Genomic DNA, 17,663 nt, shown 5'->3' with positions numbered 1-17,663 from the left:
AGATTAGAACCCGTTCTAGGAGTTGTCCATGGTTGCGCGCAGATCCGCCCCGACCGCACGGGTGGTCCAAGTGCTGGATTTCTTCGTCGAGCGGCGCGGTAAACGCTTCGGGCTCTCCGAACTGTCCCGCGAACTCGACTTGGCCAAGCCGACCTGCCTGGGCATCCTCACCGAACTGACCGCGGGCGGCTATCTGATGCGCGACCCGAACACCCGCACCTACGGCCTCGGACCAGCACTTATCGCCGCGGGCCGGGTCGCACAGGACAGCTTCGCCATCGCCGGCATCGCGCGTGCCGAGCTGGAGAAACTCACCGCGCTCTACCGCACCACCTGTACCGCCTCGGCCGTGGTCGGCGAGCAGATCATGGTGCTGGAGAGCACCGGTCCGGGCCTGGTCAAGGTGGGGGCCACCTATCATTTCGCACCGCCCGTCGGTCTGATGTACGTGCTCTGGGATACCGACGACGCCTTCGACGCCTGGTTGCGCAAGCCGTCGACGGTGCCGCTGCGCCAGGACGAGGCCCGGCTGCGCCAGATCGTGGCGGAGTGCCGCGAGCGCGGCTACCTGGTCGAAAGCCTGACCACGACAGGTCGGCGGTTGTACGCTTTGCTGGCCGGGGTCGCGGCCAGCGACCTGCCCAATGAGCTGCGCGAACTCGTCGGCGAACTGGTGACCAGCCTCGGCGAGCGAGTCTATCTCGGCATCGATCTGCGCCCACGCAAAGAACATCCGGTCAGCCTGCTCGCGGCACCCACCTATGGCGGCGACGGCAGACAGAACATGGTGCTGACGATGTATGTCGGAGCCGCCATTACCGGCGCCGAGATCGACCGTCGCGGAACGGCACTCGTGGCCGCCGCGGATCGGGTGACCGCCGAATCCGGAGGCCACAAGCCGGATGCCAACCATTGACCAATGGCCGAAACGTGTTCTAGTTTTGGGTCGTGAGCCAGTACGCGAAGTCGACGGCGAGCACCTACGAGCTGCCTCATCTGGACGCGCTCGAGGCCGAGTCGGCATATATATTCCGGGAAGTCGCCGCCACCTTCGAACGGCCGGTGCTGCTGTTCTCCGGCGGCAAGGATTCGGTCGTCATGTTGCATCTCGCGGCGAAGGCATTCTGGCCAGCGCCGCTGCCGTTCCCGGTGCTGCATATCGATACCGGACACAATTTCGACGAGGTCATCGAATACCGTGACCGCACGGTCGAGCGGCTCGGTCTGCGACTGGTGGTCGGCAGCGTGCAGGACGATATCGATGCGGGCCGGGTAAAGGAGGAGACCGGACCGCGCGCCTCCCGAAACCGTTTGCAGACAGCCACTTTGCTGCGCTCGATTCGCGAGGGCGGATATGACGCGGTATTCGGCGGCGCGCGCCGCGACGAGGAGAAAGCACGCGCCAAGGAGCGCGTATTCAGCTTCCGTGACGAGTACGGGCAGTGGGATCCGCGCAATCAGCGACCGGAACTGTGGAACCTCTACAACGGCCGCCACAGCAAGGGTGAACACATCCGAGTGTTCCCGCTGTCCAATTGGACCGAGCTCGATATCTGGCATTACATCGCCGCCGAGGGTATCGAACTGCCGTCGCTGTACTACGCGCACCGCCGACCGGTGGTACAGCGCGACGGAATGTTGCTGGCGCACACACGATTTCTTACCCTGATCGACGGCGAACAGCCGCACGACAGCACGGTGCGATTCCGAACGGTCGGCGATGCGACCTGCACCGGATGTGTCGAATCGACCGCGGCCACTCCGGCCGATGTGGTCGCCGAAGTGGCCGCCACCCGAATCACCGAGCGCGGCGCCACCCGCGCCGACGACCGGATTTCCGAGGCCGGCATGGAAGACCGCAAGCGGGAAGGGTATTTCTGATGACGACCACCACCTTGTTGCGCCTGGCCACCGCGGGCAGTGTCGACGACGGCAAGTCGACGCTGATCGGCCGTCTGCTCTTCGATTCCAAGACGATCTTCACCGATCAGCTCGCCGCGGTGGAGCGGACCAGCAAGGCGCGCGGTGACGACTATCCAGATCTGGCACTGCTCACCGACGGTCTGCGCGCCGAACGCGAACAAGGCATCACCATCGATGTGGCGCACCGCTACTTCGCCACACCTCGCCGCAAGTTCATCATCGCCGACACCCCCGGCCATGTTCAGTACACGCGCAATATGGTCACCGGCGCCTCCACCGCCGATCTCGCGCTGATCCTGGTGGACGCGCGCAAGGGCATTGTGGAACAAACCCGGCGGCATGCCTTCCTGGCCAGCCTGCTCGGCATCCCGCACCTGGTGCTGTGTGTGAACAAGATGGATCTGGCCGGATGGTCGCAGGACCGGTTCGAGGAGATCCGCGAGGAATTCGTCGGCTTCGCAATGAAACTCGATGTCGCCGATCTGACCTTCATTCCGATGTCGGCGCTGCACGGTGACAATATCGTGCACCGCGGTGCGAGCATGCCCTGGTACGAAGGCTCGCCTCTGCTGCACCACCTCGAGGAGGTGCATATCGCCTCGGACCGTAATCTCATCGATGCGCGATTCCCGGTGCAATATGTAACCCGCAGGCACGCAGCGGATTTCCGTGGTTACGCGGGCACCATATCCGGTGGTGTCTTCAAACCGGGCGACGAGGTCGCGGTATTGCCTTCGGGATTCACCAGCACGGTCGAGGCGATCTGGGGTCCGGGCGGCACACCGATCGCGGAAGCCTTTCCGCCACAGTCCGTTACCATCCAGCTCGCCGACCATCTCGACGTATCCCGTGGCGATCTGATCTGCCGCCCCGCGAACCGGCCCCATATCGGACGCGACCTGGATGCGATGGTGTGCTGGTTCGCCGAGGATTCCGAACTCACCCCCGGCGCCACCTACACCATCCGGCACACCACGCGCACCGCGACCGCCGAGGTGCGCACCCTGGACTACCGCCTCGACGTCAATTCCCTGCACCGCGACGAGGGCGCGAATTCTTTGTCGCTCAACGAGATCGGGCGCATCCAACTGCGCACTCGCCAACCCCTGCTCTTCGATCCGTACCGACGCAACCGCACCACCGGCAGCTTCATCCTCGTCGATGACACCACCAACAACACCGTCGCCGCGGGCATGATCACCGGACCAACCCTGCCCTCCTCTCGTGTCGTCTGGCATGCCACCGCCGTCGGCCGCGACGAGCGCCCGACGGCGGGATTGACGGTCTGGCTTACCGGCCTGTCCGGCTCCGGAAAGTCTTCCGTCGCAGTAGAACTGGAGCGTCGCCTGGTCGCGGCGGGCCGCCCGGCCTTCCTGCTCGACGGTGACAACCTGCGCCACGGCCTCAATGCCGACCTCGGCTTCGGCGCCGCCGATCGCGCCGAAAACATTCGCCGCGTCGGTGAAGTGGCGCGACTGTTCGCCGAAGCCGGTGTGGTCGCAGTGGTTTCCCTGATCAGTCCCTACGCCGCCGATCGCAATAGGGTCCGTGCCGTGCACGACGCCGCGGGCATCCCCTTCGTCGAAATCTTCGTGGATACGCCACTGGAGATCTGCGAAGCCCGCGATCCCAAGGGCATGTACGCCAAGGCTCGGGCCGGTGAAATCCGCGGTTTCACCGGCATCGACGATCCCTACGAGGCGCCCACCCGAGCCGAACTGGTGCTGCGGCCCGCGGACGGCGATCCGGCGGCCATGGCCGCGGCCATCCTCGCCGAGTTGGCCGAGCTGGACTGATACCGGTCAGGGATTCGCCCGCAGCGCGGCACCCAGCCAGTTGAATACCGGTCCGAGGGTGCTGGCGCGAACATGGCGGCATCGTGGATGCGCTCGCAGTAGAAGTTGGCCACGCTGCGGGCGGTATCGGTGAACAATAGATGCTTACATTCACCAGCATTCGGTCCGGGTGCCTCGGGTTCAGAGTTAGCACTACGTCTTCCTCCAGAGACTAGCACCCCCAAGCGATTACCCATGCCGGGCGTACCACGAAGACAGCCCCCAGCTTTGAGGCTGGGGGCTGTTTGCTAGCGACGCGTCATGGCCGGTCGAACTCGCCATCGTGTACGCCAACGGTGAACGCATCCCACTCCGAAGGCGAGAAGACCAGCGCCGGACCAGTTGGGTTCTTCGAGTCGCGCACACCCACCATGCCCTCGTCAAGATGAGCGATCTCGACGCACGCGTTTGCATGTTCGCTGTGGCTGCTCTTGAACCATTGAACGTTCGACAGATCCATGATCACCTCAAACGCTCCGCTATCGCCATGTCACGGCCGGTCGAACTCGCCGTCGTGTACGCCAGCAGTGAACGCGTCCCACTCGGCAGGGGTGAAGACGAGCGCTTGGCCGGTCGGATCCTTCGAGTCACGCACTCCGACCATGCCCCCGTCAAGGTGCGCGACCTCCACACAGTCTTTGCCGGTGTGGCTACGGCTGCTCTTGTACCACTTCGCAGCCGATAGGTCGATATTCACGCTTGGTACTCCTGTTCGATCTTCTGTAGCAATGCCCTGGACTGCGGCTCATCCAGCGCTACCTCTTCGATAGCTGACAGCGCTGCTTGATACAACTCGAGCTCCGTTGGTTTGTCCAGGTACAGAGCTCCAGCGTAGCTCTCGATGTATACGACCGGCGGCTGAGTTAGTGACGGGTTCAAATGTCTCGGGAACTCGAGCAGCACGAACGAGCCTGTTTCCAGTCCCAGATAGCCTTCGACCGTCAGAGGAACGACCCGGATCGACACGTTCGGCAGCGCGCTCAGCTCGTAGAGATGCCGTGCCTGGGCGGCCATAACCGATGCGCCACCGACTCGGTGCCGTAGCGCCGCCTCGCTGAGCCATACCTCCAGTGTAAGAGGGTTGGTCGAATCTGTAAGGCGCGCTTGACGTTTAGCTAATAACTCGATGTGTCGTTCGATCTCCTCAGCACGCAATGCTGGCCTATAGTTCCGCGCCATTGCACGGCGGTAGTCGGCCGTTTGCGCGAGTCCGGGCAACAGCGTCAGCTGAAACGAGCTGATTCGACTCGCGGCCTGCTCCAGACTGAGGAACAGATCGACATTGAAAATCGCGTCGCTGTAGGACTGCCACCAACCATCCTTGCGGGACTCGTCTGCCAGCCACAGCAGCCCGAGCACGTCATCCTCGCCGACCTCGTACACCCTGCACAGCGCTCGGATGATCGGCTTCTTCACCTCGGAAGTGCGTCCATTCTCCAAGCGCCACAGCGTTTGTCGGCCGATCTCAGCAAGTTTGGCCGCGTCGTCGCTCTTGAGTTTGGCGGCTTCGCGCAATTCGACCAGCCGTCGGGCCAGCAGCCTGCGCGGAAGGGTCGTTGTCTCTGTCGCCATCAGAACCACCTTGCCCGTTGTTAGCTCCGCTACTTAATTCAGCTTGATTGGAACGTTTTTATCTTGCCACATCTCACTGTGGATCAGTTCCAAAATAATGCGAATCGGTGTGTACTCAATGTGTGCCACGCGGAAGGGCAGCCGGCCAGAAATCCGCACGCACCTCAGCCGCCGTCGTACCAGGGGGTCACGATGTTGAATCCAGAACTACCGCACCGCATGCCGCTCGTCGGTCCGCCCGCCACGCCCGCGGTTGATGTCCCGGTCGATGTCCTCGAGCGATACCTAGACGCCCTACGCAAGTCGCAATCCGAGCAAACCAGCACTGAACAACCCAATCGAGGGGCCTGAAACCGATGGACCACATAGCTTTTGGCGACAGCCCGGTGTCACGCTGCCACTTCTATCGGCGGGTATGCGATCTGCCCGCGAACATCGATCCGCCGCACCTGGGCCGCATCATCATGAAGGCCGAACACGTTTGGGCACTGATACTTCCTGCTCACCTCGGCCAAGCCGTGAAAATACATATGCAGCACCAGGGTTCGAACATTGGTCCGATCCTGTCGCATCCACGCTCGAACCGCTGGACGTACTTGGTCAGGCCCGACATCCCCGATGACGTGCGCCTGTTCGCCGAGATGTTCCGTCTGAACGTATCGGTGGTGCGAACCGGTGGCACTGTCGCGTTACCGTCACCAGTCGACCAAGGTGAGCAGTTCCGGCGCTGGATCGAACCACCCCGATGCACCTTCCGACCGTCCGGACTTGTGGTGGTTGACGCGATCCGCGCCTGCTCGAGGCAGTGCCGGCCTATGCGACCGAGGGACGCTCATGCTTGAGTGGTCCGTGGACGGGGTGCGGGTCTTCGACGACCGCACCGACCTCGCGCCCAGCGGTTTCGGAGTTGTGCGCCATGAATGAGGTTGAACGGCAACGTGGGACCGACCTCGCGCCGTCGGTGGCGGCATTGCTTAAGGTCTTTCATGAGCACACGTCAGAGAAATTGAACCTCGCGCCTGTCGATAGCGTCATGCTCTGCCACACCTCCGACGGGATTACCGAGGTGGATGAAGACGGTTGGCTCGCCGACTACGACGACGACCGAAGCAACGACGCGAGGGATGTCCTGCCGGTCAGCGCCGTGGATCGCGAGAACCCATGAGCGCGAACGTATCTCCGAACCCCGAAGAGCCGGATGTGCATCTGAGCGTGTTCCTGCAGGGGGCACGATTCGACTTCGCCGCCTGCCTCACCGCAGCGCTGACTTTTATGCAGGAGCACCAGGCGCGGCACTACACCGATGCGGTGACCATCGACCTCGGCAATGCCAGCGGCTACCCGCGTCTCCCCAATGAACGGTTGTATCTGGAACCCTGATCGAACACACGTAGTGGTTCGAACCGTTGGTCACCTGCCCCGACGCGCGCGCTTACCGGCATGTGTTGGCCGGACCGCGCGGCCAGCTGCCACCACCGCACCTCGCGGATGTTCCCACCGCCGAGGCGAATGCATACTTCGATGGACGGGCTACCGTCCGGGCCGCCGTCGACACCGGGTCCTCCGGTGCGGCGGTGGTCGGTAATCGCGCATGTCACAGCATGCGGGAAAGTCGAAAGGACAACGATCAATTTGTTCAAACGGTTGCTGGCTGTCTCGGGTATCGCGGGCGCTGTATTCACAGCCACCGTCGTCGGACTGGCCCCGCAGGCCAGTGCGCGCCCCTTCCCCGCGGGGGTGTCGTGTTCGGCCACGAGTTGCCGTAACGACACCGACGACACCTATCTCATCGAAGCCTGGCAGCACTGCCGCATCATCGGCACCGCATCAGAAACCGAAATCCCGTTCAACGTAGTGGTTCGACCCCACGAATCTGTGGAAGTCAAAGGGGTGAACTGCCCACCGCATGTGACAACTGAACATTCGCCCATGGGCAACGATTTCCCCACGAGAACTACTCAACTGCCGACCGAACCAACACGTATCGGCTATTCCGCGGCTGTGATATACGACCCCAACGCCCCCAAGGTCCGCACTGGCTCGGCCAGTTGAAACCACCGGGCGGAAACACATGACTGTGATTGATCCGCGATGACAGCGGATTCCGGGCGGTTGTGGGCACGAAACGGGCGCGGCCGAACTCGAATGTCTAAACGAGCGCGACCATCTCAGCGCTGCTGATTCGCCGTCCGGCTCTGTTCCATCGTGCCCCCGAACCTGGTAGCACGAGAGCTGCCCGGCGCCTCGAAGGGTGCCGGGCCGCTCTCGTGCCTACTGCTTCTGCTCGCGTCGGTCCGCCCGTCGACGGGTGTATTCCGGAGCAGTAGGGTGTAGCTTGCGGCTCGCAGGGAGGGGAAGTTCTTGATTATGCGGCACTGCAATGCGATTCGGGGCCGGCGTGGCTGAGTTCAGCGTCGACCTGCCCAGTATTGCCGGATTCGCCTTGGATCTCCAGGACCTGGTGACGAACTTTTCCTCGAATGCCTCGACCCAGCTGTCGGGGCTGGAACTTCCCTCGGGGACGACGGGGCTGCTGGCCACGCTGACTTCGGCATTGGATGGCTTTCACAACACGCTGTCCGGAGCGCACCAACGTGACGTGAGCGCGGTGAATACCCTTGTCACAGACCTTTCCACCGCCAAGAGTGACTATCAAGCCACCGATGGCGCGTACGCGGATTCGATATCGGCGGGCACCTCGAATGTGACAGGAGACGCGGCAACGTCCGCTCGATCGGGCGATCCACAGGGTGTCACCCGTTACAGCAGTCTGCAACTTCCCGACCTGCCGCATGTCGAGGACGGTACATACACCGTCCGTCAGGTGGTTACCTCAGCAATCGAGCTGATCTCCGCCTACGACGACCCCTGGAGCCAAGTCGTCGGCATCAAGCCCGCGGCGGACTACCTAAACCCGCTGGTGTCGGATTGGGAATCGCTACAAGCCATCGGTAAACGGATCAGGTTTCTCGGAATCAACGACTACGTCACATCGCAGAACATCTCCGGCGGAACCACCTGGTTACGCAGTGCCTGGACGGGAAGTGCCGCGCAGAGCTTCGGATCGAGTGCGGGCAGCCTTGGACGGTCGGTCGACGAACGCAGCAATGGCGTCGAGACAGTGTCGAAGATCGTGGAAAACGGCGGCACACTCCTCGAACGCCTTGTGTACAACCAAGCGATCGGAATCGCCGGCGCGATCACCCGGCCTATCAACGCACTCGGATTCACCATGCCAGTGGGAGTGTGGGCATTGCGGATCAACGATCCCATGAACGAATCGATCAGATCCGAGATAACTTCCGCGGTCGATTCCTTGAAGCAGACGGCCGAATCAACGAAGAACGCCATCACCACGACTGTCGGCCGGATTTCCCAGGCGCTCAACTATTCTCCTGGGCAGGCGGCTCCGACCTACAACGCAACGGATTTCGACATCCCCGCCAAGGTGGTAGTTGATATGGGCAGTGTGAAGTATGGATTCGGCAACAATGCCTGGTGGGAGCACAGCATCGATTCCGCTGCATCCTCGGTCTGATTGCTTCAGAAAAACGTGATGTGCGCGATCCGAGTATTCGCATCGCGCTCATCGACTATGACGGTACGGAGCATCCCAACTCCAGTCGATGATTGGAACGTGTCCTGAGCTGTCTCGACATTCGGCGACGAGGCCAGATCGGGCCCCGCGATCGTCGTCTCATGAGAGGCCAAGTACAGCTTCTCGAAAGTAGCCGTGAAGTGAGATGCCTCCAACATCGAGCGGAACTCGTCCGGAGACATCTCCACGGCCAACTTGTATATCTTGTGGCGCACGATCTCCCTTCTCACCATGAGGACCTTCCCATTCGCAGGCAGCGTCCAACCGCCGAATTCCGTGGCTTCCCGCACCAGTTCTGGACTGGTCGATGTCTCGACATCCGGCGCTATCGCACGATCGACGGCGCTCGAGCATCCGGCCACGGCCAGTGAAACCAGCGCCAGGATCCCGGACAGCAGCACGCGCAGCGTCATCCCCGAACCCGTCATCGAACGCCCCTCACCGGGTCGGGTCGGTGCGAGTGTCTTTGCGATTTTCGGGCCCCTGCAGGTCGATTGAGCCATTGGTGGGCACTACCCCCTCATATAGTTTTTCGATCGATGAACCGTACTGCTCGAATTCCTGCGCCAATCCGGCGGTATGCAACGCACCCAACCGGCGGTCGGTGAAGGTGACTCCAGCGATTTCGGTCGACTTCTTGCCATCCCAGTTGTAGCGGTCATGCAGATGAATCTCGTAGTAGACCGTGACACGGGGCTGTGCGGCGTCGTCCGGGCGATGAACCGTGACCACCCCGCTGGCGGCGACGTGCATCGATCCTATTGCCAGGTACCAGTCCCGCTGGCTCGAACGATCGAATGTGTAGCCATCCCACCCCGACTGGAAGGGGATCGAATTCTCATAGCTGTTCGTCACCGCTGCTTGGCCAGCGATTTTCAGGATGGACCTGGCGACGATATCTTCGGCGAACCGCTTCAAGCCGGGATCATCATCCATGATCTGGTCCGGGTCGAGGATCAAATCGGTGCCGGAGTTATCGAGGTAATGACGCAGATGTTTCGATGCGTGAGTCAACCCTTGGACATCCGCGGCAACTGCCGCGGCGGTTGCCACCTCCGCGAACGCGATGTCGTCGGCGCGGCTGTACCACGGTTGCGAACCGTGCGGAGCCTGTCCCGGGTCATCCGGTGGCGGCGTCGGCATTCCCGGAATTTGTGGTGCCACCGGAAATCTCCCCCAGTCGATAGCGCAGTCTCGCCGCCTTGCACCTTACTCCATTGCGCAACGTCAGGGATTCGCCCGCAGCACGGCTGCCGAACCAGTCGAACGCCGGTCCCAGGTCGGCGGGACGAACCAGCCGTTGATGATCGACAGGCTGCGAAATCTTCTGCGCAGTCCTGCTTTCCGTACTCCCGCCGCGCAGGTCCAGCCATCTCGGCATGAGCGATCTCTCCCAGGTCTGCGCGTTCCGCCTCGACCAATTGCTCACCGAAGTGAGCTGAACCCCGATAATGGTCAGACTATGACCGAATCCCTACTCCACCAGCGCTTCCCCGAACTGGCCGGCTCATTGCCGTTCGCCCGGCTCGGTATCGCGCCGACGCCAGTCCGCCCGCTGGACCTCGGCACCAACAGCACTGTGTGGTGCAAGGACGAAAGCGGGTACGGCTCCGGTGGCTGGGGTGGCAATAAGATCCGCAAGCTGGAGTGGCTATTGCCCGAGGCCCGACGGCGCGGTGCCCGCACCATTCTCACCTTCGGCGGCACCGGAACCAACTGGGGTCTGGCGGCGGCGCTCTACGCCCGGGAATTCGGCATCGAAACCGCGCTCGCGCTGGTCGACCAACCGGTGGACGACCACGTCCGCACGCAGCTGCAACGACTGGAAAACTCCGGCGCCACCCTACATTTCACGCACAGCAAGTTACGCACCGTCCTGGCCGCACCATGGCTACTGCTGCGGCATATGCACGGGCGCACCCCACCGTATCTGGTGCCCGTCGGCGGATCGTCGCCGATCGGCGCACTCGGCTACGTCGAGGTCGCATTGGAACTGGCGGCGCAGATCGCCGCGGGCGAACTACCGCAACCGACACATCTGGTGACCGCCGTTGGATCCGGTGGTACGGCAGCAGGTTTGGCCCTCGGCCTACGGCTCGCCGGACTACGCACCCGCGTCGTCGGAGTCGTCGTCAACGACTCGCTCCCCCTCGACGCGCGACACATTGTCGAGCTGGCGAACCGCGCCGCGACTGTGCTGCACGCACGCGGCGCGGAATTCACCGCGCCCCAGCTGCGCCCGGACGACGTGACGATGGTGCGCGACTGGCTCGGACCCGGCTACGGCCATGAAACCCCAGCCGCCATTGCCGCGAAGAAGCTCGCCGCGACCAACGGGCTGGAATTGGAAACCGTCTACACCGCAAAGGCTTTGGCCGGACTTCTCGAGATGGATACCCGCGGCGATTTCGGCAACGGACCAGTTCTGTTCCTCAATACCTACGGACCTCGTTGATCTGGATCCAGCCCCAGAATCACCGCCAGCACCGCACGCAACCGCTCCACATCACCCCGAATACCGGTCACCGCATCCTGATACAGGAACGCCTCGATGAGCCGGACCAGCGCATAGGCGAAGGTGTGGGTATCGACCCGGTTCTGGTAGCCCTCGGCGATCGCGGTATCGATAATATCGGCGACCACCCCGACCACCTTCGGCTGCACCGGCCCGTCACTGGTGGTGATGATGCGGCCAGCGGTGGCCTGTTCGGTCGCGATGAAATACCGGTATGGCTCGCTGCGTGTCAGCCACTGCGCCATCCGGTCCAGCAGGGCGAGCACCCGCGACGCGCCGGTGCCATCGGTGCGCGTCTGCGCCGCGACGGCCATCCGCTCGAATTCCGACACAATGACCGCGCCGAGTAGACCGTCGCGCGAACCGAACCAGCGGTAGATGGTCGCGCGCGACAATCCGAGTTCCGCCGCGATTGCCTGCACATCGACCCGCTCGCAGGCCAGGAACTGGGCACTGGCCGCGGCTAACACCTGCTCCGGGGAGGCGGCGGCGGGACGGCCGACGGGACGGGCGGCACCGGAAGTATTGGTCATCCCAGCCCTGGAATCAATTCGCGACACATGCGTAGTAACGTACCAAACCAACCCGAGCGAGTACCGCGCCCGTCTGGGCCAGTGCTCCGCCACCGCGAGAGGATGTGCCCGTGCGCTCGACCCTGATTTCCCGTAGGGACCTGGACTTCCTGCTCTACGAATGGCTGCGGGTCGAGGAGCTCACGGCACTGCCCCGGTTCGCCGAACACTCCCGGGAGACCTTCGACGGCTTTCTCGACCTCTGCGCGGATCTGGCCACGCAACACTTCGCCACTCATAACAAGCGCAACGACACCAATGAGCCGACCTTCGACGGCGAGCGGGTCACCATCATCCCGGAGGTGAAGGCCGCCATCGAAGCCTTCACCAAGGCCAATCTCATCGGTGCCGCGATGGATGAGCAGATCGGCGGGTTGCAGCTGCCGGCCACGCTGGAGGCGGCCGGGTTCTGCTGGTTCCAGGCGGCCAATGTCGGCACCACCGGCTACGTCTTCCTGACCGTCGGCAATGCCAATCTCCTTGCCGCGCACGGCACCCCGGAACAGATCGACCGTTTCGTCAAGCCCATGGTCGAGGGCCGGTTCACCGGAACGATGTGTCTGTCCGAACCGCAGGCGGGCTCGTCGCTGGCCGATATCGTCACCCGCGCCGAACCCCAGGACGACGGCACCTACCGACTGTTCGGCTCGAAAATGTGGATCTCCGGCGGCGATCACGAGCTGACCGATAATATCGTGCACCTCGTATTGGCCAAGATTCCGGGCGGACCGGCCGGAACCAAGGGCATCTCGCTGTTCATCGTGCCGAAATTCCTGGTGGCCGAGGACGGTTCGCTCGGGGCGCGCAACGATGTGGTGCTGGCCGGGTTGAACCACAAGATGGGATATCGGGGCACCACCAACACGGTGCTGAATTTCGGCGAGGGCAAGCACAATCCGGATGGTGCGCCCGGTGCGGTGGGTTACCTTGTCGGCGAACCGCATCGCGGCCTGTCCTACATGTTCCACATGATGAACGAGGCGCGCCTCGGTGTCGGTCTGGGCGCGACGGCATTGGGCTACACCGGATATCTGAAATCACTCGAATACGCCCGTGAACGCCGTCAGGGCCGTGCGGTCACCGCCAAGGACCCGGCCGCACCGCAGGTGCCGATCATCGAGCATGCCGATGTGCGGCGCATGCTGTTGGCGCAGAAGTCTTATGTCGAGGGTGCGCTCGCACTGCTGCTCTACTGCAACCGCCTTGTCGATCTGGAACACACCACCACGGATCCGATCGCCAAACGCGAATACACCCCGCTGCTGGAAATCCTGACCGGCGTGGCGAAGAGCTGGCCATCGCAATGGTGTCTGGAGGCCAATAACCTCGCCATCCAGGTGCACGGCGGCTACGGCTACACCCGCGAATACGATGTCGAACAGCACTACCGCGATAACCGTCTCAACGCCATCCACGAAGGCACCCACGGCATCCAAGGTCTGGATCTGTTGGGCCGCAAGGTGATCCAGCACGACGGCGCGAGCCTGCGGCTATTGGCCGTCCAAATCGAGCGGACCGTACTCGCGGCCACCGAGGCGGGCGGCGAGTGGACCGAATTCGGCGGCCAGCTCGACGCGGTCTGGCAGCGGCTGCTCACCGTCACCGGCTGGATGTTCGCCTCCGGCGATATTGCCGCCGCCATGGCGAATTCCAGCATCTACCTGGAGGCATTCGGACACGTCGTGGTCGCCTGGATCTGGCTGGAGCAGGCGCTCGCCGCCCACGGCAAGGACGGCGACTTCTACGACGGCAAGCGCGCGGCGGCCCGTTACTTCTTCCGCTACGAATTGCCCAAGACCACACCGCAATTGGATCTGCTGGAGCTGATGGACCGCACCACGCTGGACATGCGCGACGCCTGGTTCTGACCGCAACGCCGTCAAACGACCAGTAGTTGCCGCCCGGGTCGGGTGCGGCGCCAGGCCACGGCGAAGAACACCAGCAGACCCACCAACGGCAGGGTGCCGATCGTCCAGCTCAGCGGCAGCGGCGGGCCGGGCTGATCGAGCACCGTGACATTGCCGAGGGTCCCTTCGCCGTGCCCGAGCGGGCCGTCGATCGCGAAGGTGAAGGTGTAGGTGCCAGGGTCGTCGAAGGCCTTGACGTCCAGGCCCCAGGAGTCACGCTTGCGGGGATGACGGACCAGCGGCGCGGCGCGGCGGCCGGGTCGGATCGCGGGGCCGGTCATGTGCAGCGTCCCGGATTTGTCGGCGATGCCGCCATCGGGCATGAAGGTGAAGTCCAGCGACTTCATCGCGCGGATAGGCCAGGTGGAGAAGCCGACGGTCACGCCGTACGGCCCCACCTGGACACGCTCGGTATGCACGATCTCGACCGGCGCATAGGCCGACGCGGGGGCGACGGCGAGCAGCGACAGAGTGATCATGGCCAGTACAGTGACGGCGAGCCTGCGGAGTACGGACATCACGCATCCTTCACTGCGGGCAACATGGCGGTGAACCGGCCGCCGAGGAATCCGGCGAGCAGGCCGAGCGGAATGCCGAGCGCTGTTATCGTCACGATGTCGCCGAGGCCGATGTGCGATGTGGCGCGGACTAGGTTCAACTGCAGCGGGAATGTCACGCCGACGATGACGCCGGTCACGGCACCGGCTATCAATACGATCTTCCGCGCGTCGAAACCATGGGCGCGGGCCAGCCAGAACAGGCCCTCGACCGCGACCGCCGCGACGATCAGGAACATCGGCATCATGGCGGGCAGATCCGGCGGCCGTCCGGTGAGGCCGTCCCGCAGTGGCAACCCGATCGCCGACGCATAGGTTTCCGCGGCCCAGGGCGAGAACCACCACAGGATCGCCTGCATGGCGCCGAGCGAAACCGCGATCGCAGTGGCCGCGCCCGCGCGCGCCAGCAGTGCCGCGCCGAGGATGAGCAGCATCGGCCCGAAACCGACGATGCCGAGGATGGTCGGGTCGACGGGCAGATGCAGGTTGTTCAACGCGTTGGTGGGAATCGGGGCGAAGGTGATCAGAATCGGAATCGCGACGACAATGCCCAGCCGACCCCAGCGATGGTCGCGGTGGGCGGCGAAAGCGATGATGCTGCCGATCATGGTGAGCGCGATGGACAGGAACAGCGCCACATGCGACGGGGTATTGAGCACCGCGTCGAAGCCGTAGATCGAATGCCATTCCAGATCGAGCAGGCCATAGATCAGGAACAATGCCGCACCGGCTCCGGCGATCATGTAGCCGAGCGGTGCGGTCAGGTTGCTGCCGAATACCCGGATGGGTGTGCCGCCGAGCCGGGGCACGGGCCGCCCGGCCCGTTGGGCGGCGGTGACGATGAGAACCATGGCCAGGCTGACGAATCCGGAGATCGCGCTGCCGGAGTACAGGAACAGATGCGGCAGGGTGAAGAAGGTGTCCGGCCCGACTTCGTTGTGCCACTCGATATCCCAGCTCAGGCCGATCAATGTGACCGCGGTGCCGAGTAATACGCCCCAGGCGCCGATGCGGGCCGCGCTGGAGTCATCAGAGACGTTCGGTCCGGAGTCGGCCGCAACCGTCTCCGGTGGTGCTGACGTGCTCATAGTGATCATTCCTCCTGATCTGTACGTGGTTTCAGCCGCCGACCCAGATCGGCACCGTGAGTTCGTCGACGCTGTCGTGTTCGTCTATCGATAGGCGAAGCTCCCATGGGCCGGTCATCATCAGTGGTACCGCTGCGGCATGGAAGTGTCCCGGACCGGTGGCCGTCGCCGCGATGGCCTGTCCCGCATGACCCATGAGCGGCTGGTTCACCTGAATACGCACTGCGGCATGGTCTTTCGTCGCGCCGGCGCGGTCGGTTACGGTGATATCTATTGCGGTGCTGCCGATGCGGAGGCTGTTGATGGACACCGTGACGAGATGCTGCGGCGTACCGGTTCGCAATATGAGCGGACCGGATGGGCGCGGCCAGACGAACCAGGCGATGGCGGCCAGCGCGACGACGATCACCGCTCCCCCGGCGAGGAGAACGCTTTTCCGTGGTGTGGCCGTGTTCTTCGCTTGCTCGGCTGTGTCCGATATTCGCTCGCTACGCTCGCTCATGACTGCGCTCCCGCCGCGACATCGAGAACGACGGGGACCGTGAGCACGGTGTAGCGCCGTTCGACCTGGATCCAGAGGCGATAGCGGCCGGCAATCGGGAACGTATAGGTGAACGGCACATCGGGGCCGTATGCGGCGACCGTCTCGTCGGGTGCACTTTCACCGTTGGCGGGCGGCATGAGCATAGTGCCGCGGCTCGCGGCGCGCGCGGTCATATCCATGCCGTGCATATCCATATCCGGCATGTCGGACATACCCTGCATCGATGTCGGGCCCATTGAGTGGCCATGGCCCCAGATGGGTGAATTCTGCACTGCTACAGCAATATTCGAATCGTCCGGCAGTGGACCCGCCATGATCAGGTGGCCGACCATGCCGAGCCACGGCTGTAGATCGGCGGAGTCGCCGAATTCGGCGGTGATCGTGGTCGGCGACCCTGCGACCGGCGTAGTCGTCCGGACAGTGACCTGGTTACCGTCGATCACGGTCGACGCGGACTTGTCACCACCACCGAGATGCACCGTGGCGCTGGCGGAATCCGGTGTCGCCGCACCGGGCGAGACCGTGAATCCGGTTGCCGCGCGGATCATTTGCACACCACCGCCGCGCCGCACCAATTCCGCGGACAGTGCATATTGCCCAGCCTCGGGTGCGGCCAGGTGAACCTGATACCGACCGGGTCCGACCCGAATCGGGTGCAGATGCCGCAGGCGCCCGGTCGGGCCGACCAGCAGCAGATGCATGAGCGCACTGTCGTGCACAACCAGATCGTCGACGGGCGCACCGGTGGCGGCATCGATCAGCCTGAGGTCGAGATCGCCCGGCTGCTCAGCGCGCCCGGGCCCACCGGCGACCGTGAGCAGTACCGGCGGCCGCGAAAAGTCCGAAATCAGGGGCTGATTCACGGCATACGGATCGGTGACATTGTCGAGCGTGGGATCGAGCTGACCGCCGGGTTGCGGCGGCAGCGGCAGCGATACCGACAGCAGGGCGGCCGTCACCGAAACCGCCACCCCGGCCACCATTCCGGCGGCCGGAACCAGAGCCCATGCGCTGCGTCGAGCACGAATCGCGATCACCGCAGCGACGGGCAGCAGTAGGCCAGCCATCAGAAACCCGCCGTACACCAAGCGCTCGGGTGGCGAGGTCACCTGCGCGGGCACGACAAACGGAATCCGCGCCACCCGCGTGCCGTCCCCGACGGCCAGCTCCCACGGCCCGGCCCGGTCCATTCGGACAGTGGCCGAATACATTCCGGGGGTATCGCCGAGTTCGACAACCGCCTCGGCGGTGGGCGCTCCCGGTGCGGGCTGCCTCGACTGCGCCGATACCCCCGTTGGTGTCGCCACGAGAGTCAGCCGCCCCGCGGCGGTACCCGCGTGGGTGACCACTTCCACCCGCAATGGCCCGGGAACGCTGGTCACCCGGCGCAAGATGATCGTGAGCTCCCGATCACCGAGCGACTGCGCCACCGAAGTATCCGAACCCGAGGACGCCGAATCCGCCGACGCGGAACCCACGCCGATCGACACCAACAATGCACACACCCCTGCGACCAGCAGAGCACGACCGATACCGGCGACAACAGCCACGC

19 protein-coding genes are annotated in these 17,663 nt (G+C 63.7%); 9 read left to right on the top strand and 10 right to left on the bottom strand.

What is annotated here, in order from left to right:
* Nucleotides 1–28 precede the first annotated feature (28 nt).
* From AB0L63_RS20855 to cysC, 3 genes are read left to right on the top strand one after another with little or no spacing between them, the layout of a single operon-like run.
* Nucleotides 29–916 carry a helix-turn-helix domain-containing protein gene (locus AB0L63_RS20855; protein ID WP_364503179.1) on the top strand — a complete coding sequence of 296 codons (888 nt, stop codon included), beginning with the start codon at nt 29–31 and terminating at the stop codon, nt 914–916.
* Nucleotides 917–948: 32 nt separating this feature from the next.
* Nucleotides 949–1,881: a sulfate adenylyltransferase subunit CysD gene (gene cysD, locus AB0L63_RS20850; protein WP_364503176.1), complete on the top strand. Its 933-nt coding sequence runs from the start codon at nt 949–951 to the stop codon at nt 1,879–1,881.
* Nucleotides 1,881–3,719 carry an adenylyl-sulfate kinase gene (gene cysC, locus AB0L63_RS20845; protein WP_364503173.1) on the top strand — a complete coding sequence of 613 codons (1,839 nt, stop codon included), beginning with the start codon at nt 1,881–1,883 and terminating at the stop codon, nt 3,717–3,719. The genes cysD and cysC overlap by 1 nt, the downstream gene beginning before the upstream one ends.
* A 298-nt stretch (nt 3,720–4,017) precedes the next feature.
* On the opposite strand, the gene AB0L63_RS20840 is transcribed toward cysC, so the two are convergent.
* Genes AB0L63_RS20840 through AB0L63_RS20830 form a run of 3 tightly spaced genes read right to left on the bottom strand, consistent with a single transcriptional unit; the run spans nt 4,018 to nt 5,330 of the window.
* On the bottom strand, nt 4,018–4,224 hold the full coding sequence (locus tag AB0L63_RS20840; RefSeq protein WP_364503170.1) for a DUF397 domain-containing protein: 207 nt from the start codon (nt 4,222–4,224) through the stop codon (nt 4,018–4,020).
* A 24-nt stretch (nt 4,225–4,248) separates the two neighbouring features.
* Nucleotides 4,249–4,455 (bottom strand): DUF397 domain-containing protein, encoded by a 207-nt coding sequence (locus AB0L63_RS20835; RefSeq protein WP_364503167.1) that lies wholly within the window; start codon nt 4,453–4,455, stop codon nt 4,249–4,251.
* Entirely contained in the window at nt 4,452–5,330 is an 879-nt protein-coding gene (locus AB0L63_RS20830; protein WP_364503450.1) for a helix-turn-helix transcriptional regulator, read from the bottom strand. The genes AB0L63_RS20835 and AB0L63_RS20830 overlap by 4 nt, the downstream gene beginning before the upstream one ends.
* A gap of 916 nt (nt 5,331–6,246) precedes the next feature.
* Here AB0L63_RS20830 and AB0L63_RS20825 point away from each other — a divergent pair.
* The 4 genes from AB0L63_RS20825 to AB0L63_RS20810 all read left to right on the top strand — a co-directional run bounded on the left by AB0L63_RS20825 (nt 6,247) and on the right by AB0L63_RS20810 (nt 8,868).
* Complete coding sequence (locus AB0L63_RS20825; protein ID WP_364503164.1) at nt 6,247–6,495, top strand: hypothetical protein; 249 nt, start codon at nt 6,247–6,249, stop codon at nt 6,493–6,495.
* The gene (locus tag AB0L63_RS20820; protein WP_364503161.1) at nt 6,492–6,710 is read left to right on the top strand and encodes a hypothetical protein; all 219 of its coding nucleotides are present in this window, start codon (nt 6,492–6,494) and stop codon (nt 6,708–6,710) included. The genes AB0L63_RS20825 and AB0L63_RS20820 overlap by 4 nt, the downstream gene beginning before the upstream one ends.
* Before the next feature lie 252 nt (nt 6,711–6,962).
* A complete protein-coding gene (locus AB0L63_RS20815; RefSeq protein ID WP_364503159.1) occupies nt 6,963–7,382 on the top strand; it encodes a hypothetical protein in 420 nt (139 codons plus the stop codon).
* Between the two features lie 346 nt (nt 7,383–7,728).
* Complete coding sequence (locus AB0L63_RS20810) at nt 7,729–8,868, top strand: hypothetical protein (RefSeq protein WP_364503156.1); 1,140 nt, start codon at nt 7,729–7,731, stop codon at nt 8,866–8,868.
* 5 nt (nt 8,869–8,873) lie between these two features.
* Here the strand turns inward: AB0L63_RS20810 and AB0L63_RS20805 are convergent, their stop codons facing one another.
* Nucleotides 8,874–9,356, bottom strand: a complete 483-nt coding sequence (locus AB0L63_RS20805) for a hypothetical protein (RefSeq protein WP_364503154.1) — start codon at nt 9,354–9,356, stop codon at nt 8,874–8,876.
* A 10-nt stretch (nt 9,357–9,366) separates the two neighbouring features.
* Nucleotides 9,367–9,981, bottom strand: a complete 615-nt coding sequence (locus AB0L63_RS20800) for a hypothetical protein (protein WP_364503152.1) — start codon at nt 9,979–9,981, stop codon at nt 9,367–9,369.
* Between the two features lie 409 nt (nt 9,982–10,390).
* On the opposite strand from AB0L63_RS20800, the gene AB0L63_RS20795 reads away from it, so the two are divergent.
* Nucleotides 10,391–11,383: a pyridoxal-phosphate dependent enzyme gene (locus tag AB0L63_RS20795; protein WP_364503150.1), complete on the top strand. Its 993-nt coding sequence runs from the start codon at nt 10,391–10,393 to the stop codon at nt 11,381–11,383.
* Here AB0L63_RS20795 and AB0L63_RS20790 read toward each other — a convergent pair.
* Nucleotides 11,368–11,976: a QsdR family transcriptional regulator gene (locus tag AB0L63_RS20790; RefSeq protein WP_364503147.1), complete on the bottom strand. Its 609-nt coding sequence runs from the start codon at nt 11,974–11,976 to the stop codon at nt 11,368–11,370. The two genes, AB0L63_RS20795 and AB0L63_RS20790, sit on opposite strands and share 16 nt — an antisense overlap.
* Nucleotides 11,977–12,086: 110 nt before the next feature.
* Here AB0L63_RS20790 and AB0L63_RS20785 point away from each other — a divergent pair, with 110 nt between their 5' ends.
* A complete protein-coding gene (locus AB0L63_RS20785) occupies nt 12,087–13,883 on the top strand; it encodes an acyl-CoA dehydrogenase (protein WP_364503144.1) in 1,797 nt (598 codons plus the stop codon).
* A gap of 11 nt (nt 13,884–13,894) precedes the next feature.
* On the opposite strand, the gene AB0L63_RS20780 is transcribed toward AB0L63_RS20785, so the two are convergent.
* The 4 genes from AB0L63_RS20780 to AB0L63_RS20765 are packed head-to-tail and all read right to left on the bottom strand — an operon-like array spanning nt 13,895 to nt 17,661.
* A complete protein-coding gene (locus tag AB0L63_RS20780; RefSeq protein ID WP_364503141.1) occupies nt 13,895–14,440 on the bottom strand; it encodes a hypothetical protein in 546 nt (181 codons plus the stop codon).
* Nucleotides 14,440–15,567, bottom strand: coding sequence for a hypothetical protein (locus tag AB0L63_RS20775; protein WP_364503139.1), 1,128 nt, complete (start codon nt 15,565–15,567; stop codon nt 14,440–14,442). Before AB0L63_RS20775 ends, AB0L63_RS20780 begins: the two co-directional genes overlap by 1 nt.
* Before the next feature lie 31 nt (nt 15,568–15,598).
* Nucleotides 15,599–16,069: a FixH family protein gene (locus tag AB0L63_RS20770; protein WP_364503136.1), complete on the bottom strand. Its 471-nt coding sequence runs from the start codon at nt 16,067–16,069 to the stop codon at nt 15,599–15,601.
* Nucleotides 16,066–17,661, bottom strand: a complete 1,596-nt coding sequence (locus AB0L63_RS20765) for a hypothetical protein (RefSeq protein WP_364503133.1) — start codon at nt 17,659–17,661, stop codon at nt 16,066–16,068. The genes AB0L63_RS20770 and AB0L63_RS20765 overlap by 4 nt, the downstream gene beginning before the upstream one ends.
* Nucleotides 17,662–17,663: the final 2 nt, after the last annotated feature.

It is taken from the genome of Nocardia sp. NPDC051990, assembly GCF_040680755.1.
In the GTDB taxonomy this organism is placed as follows: domain Bacteria; phylum Actinomycetota; class Actinomycetes; order Mycobacteriales; family Mycobacteriaceae; genus Nocardia.
Note: the sequence above shows the minus strand (reverse complement) of the source record. Positions and strands in the feature narration are given on the sequence as shown.

What these genes read in the sequence shown, in the direction of transcription:
- AB0L63_RS20855 (WP_364503179.1), top strand. Translation starts at nt 29, where the DNA reads ATGGTTGCGCGCAGATCCGCCCCGACCGCACGGGTGGTCCAAGTGCTG.
- cysC (WP_364503173.1), top strand. Translation starts at nt 1,881, where the DNA reads ATGACGACCACCACCTTGTTGCGCCTGGCCACCGCGGGCAGTGTCGAC.
- AB0L63_RS20830 (WP_364503450.1), bottom strand. Translation starts at nt 5,330, where the DNA reads ATGGCGACAGAGACAACGACCCTTCCGCGCAGGCTGCTGGCCCGACGG.
- AB0L63_RS20825 (WP_364503164.1), top strand. Translation starts at nt 6,247, where the DNA reads ATGAATGAGGTTGAACGGCAACGTGGGACCGACCTCGCGCCGTCGGTG.
- AB0L63_RS20820 (WP_364503161.1), top strand. Translation starts at nt 6,492, where the DNA reads ATGAGCGCGAACGTATCTCCGAACCCCGAAGAGCCGGATGTGCATCTG.
- AB0L63_RS20805 (WP_364503154.1), bottom strand. Translation starts at nt 9,356, where the DNA reads ATGACGGGTTCGGGGATGACGCTGCGCGTGCTGCTGTCCGGGATCCTG.
- AB0L63_RS20795 (WP_364503150.1), top strand. Translation starts at nt 10,391, where the DNA reads ATGACCGAATCCCTACTCCACCAGCGCTTCCCCGAACTGGCCGGCTCA.
- AB0L63_RS20790 (WP_364503147.1), bottom strand. Translation starts at nt 11,976, where the DNA reads ATGACCAATACTTCCGGTGCCGCCCGTCCCGTCGGCCGTCCCGCCGCC.
- AB0L63_RS20780 (WP_364503141.1), bottom strand. Translation starts at nt 14,440, where the DNA reads ATGTCCGTACTCCGCAGGCTCGCCGTCACTGTACTGGCCATGATCACT.
- AB0L63_RS20775 (WP_364503139.1), bottom strand. Translation starts at nt 15,567, where the DNA reads ATGAGCACGTCAGCACCACCGGAGACGGTTGCGGCCGACTCCGGACCG.
- AB0L63_RS20770 (WP_364503136.1), bottom strand. Translation starts at nt 16,069, where the DNA reads ATGAGCGAGCGTAGCGAGCGAATATCGGACACAGCCGAGCAAGCGAAG.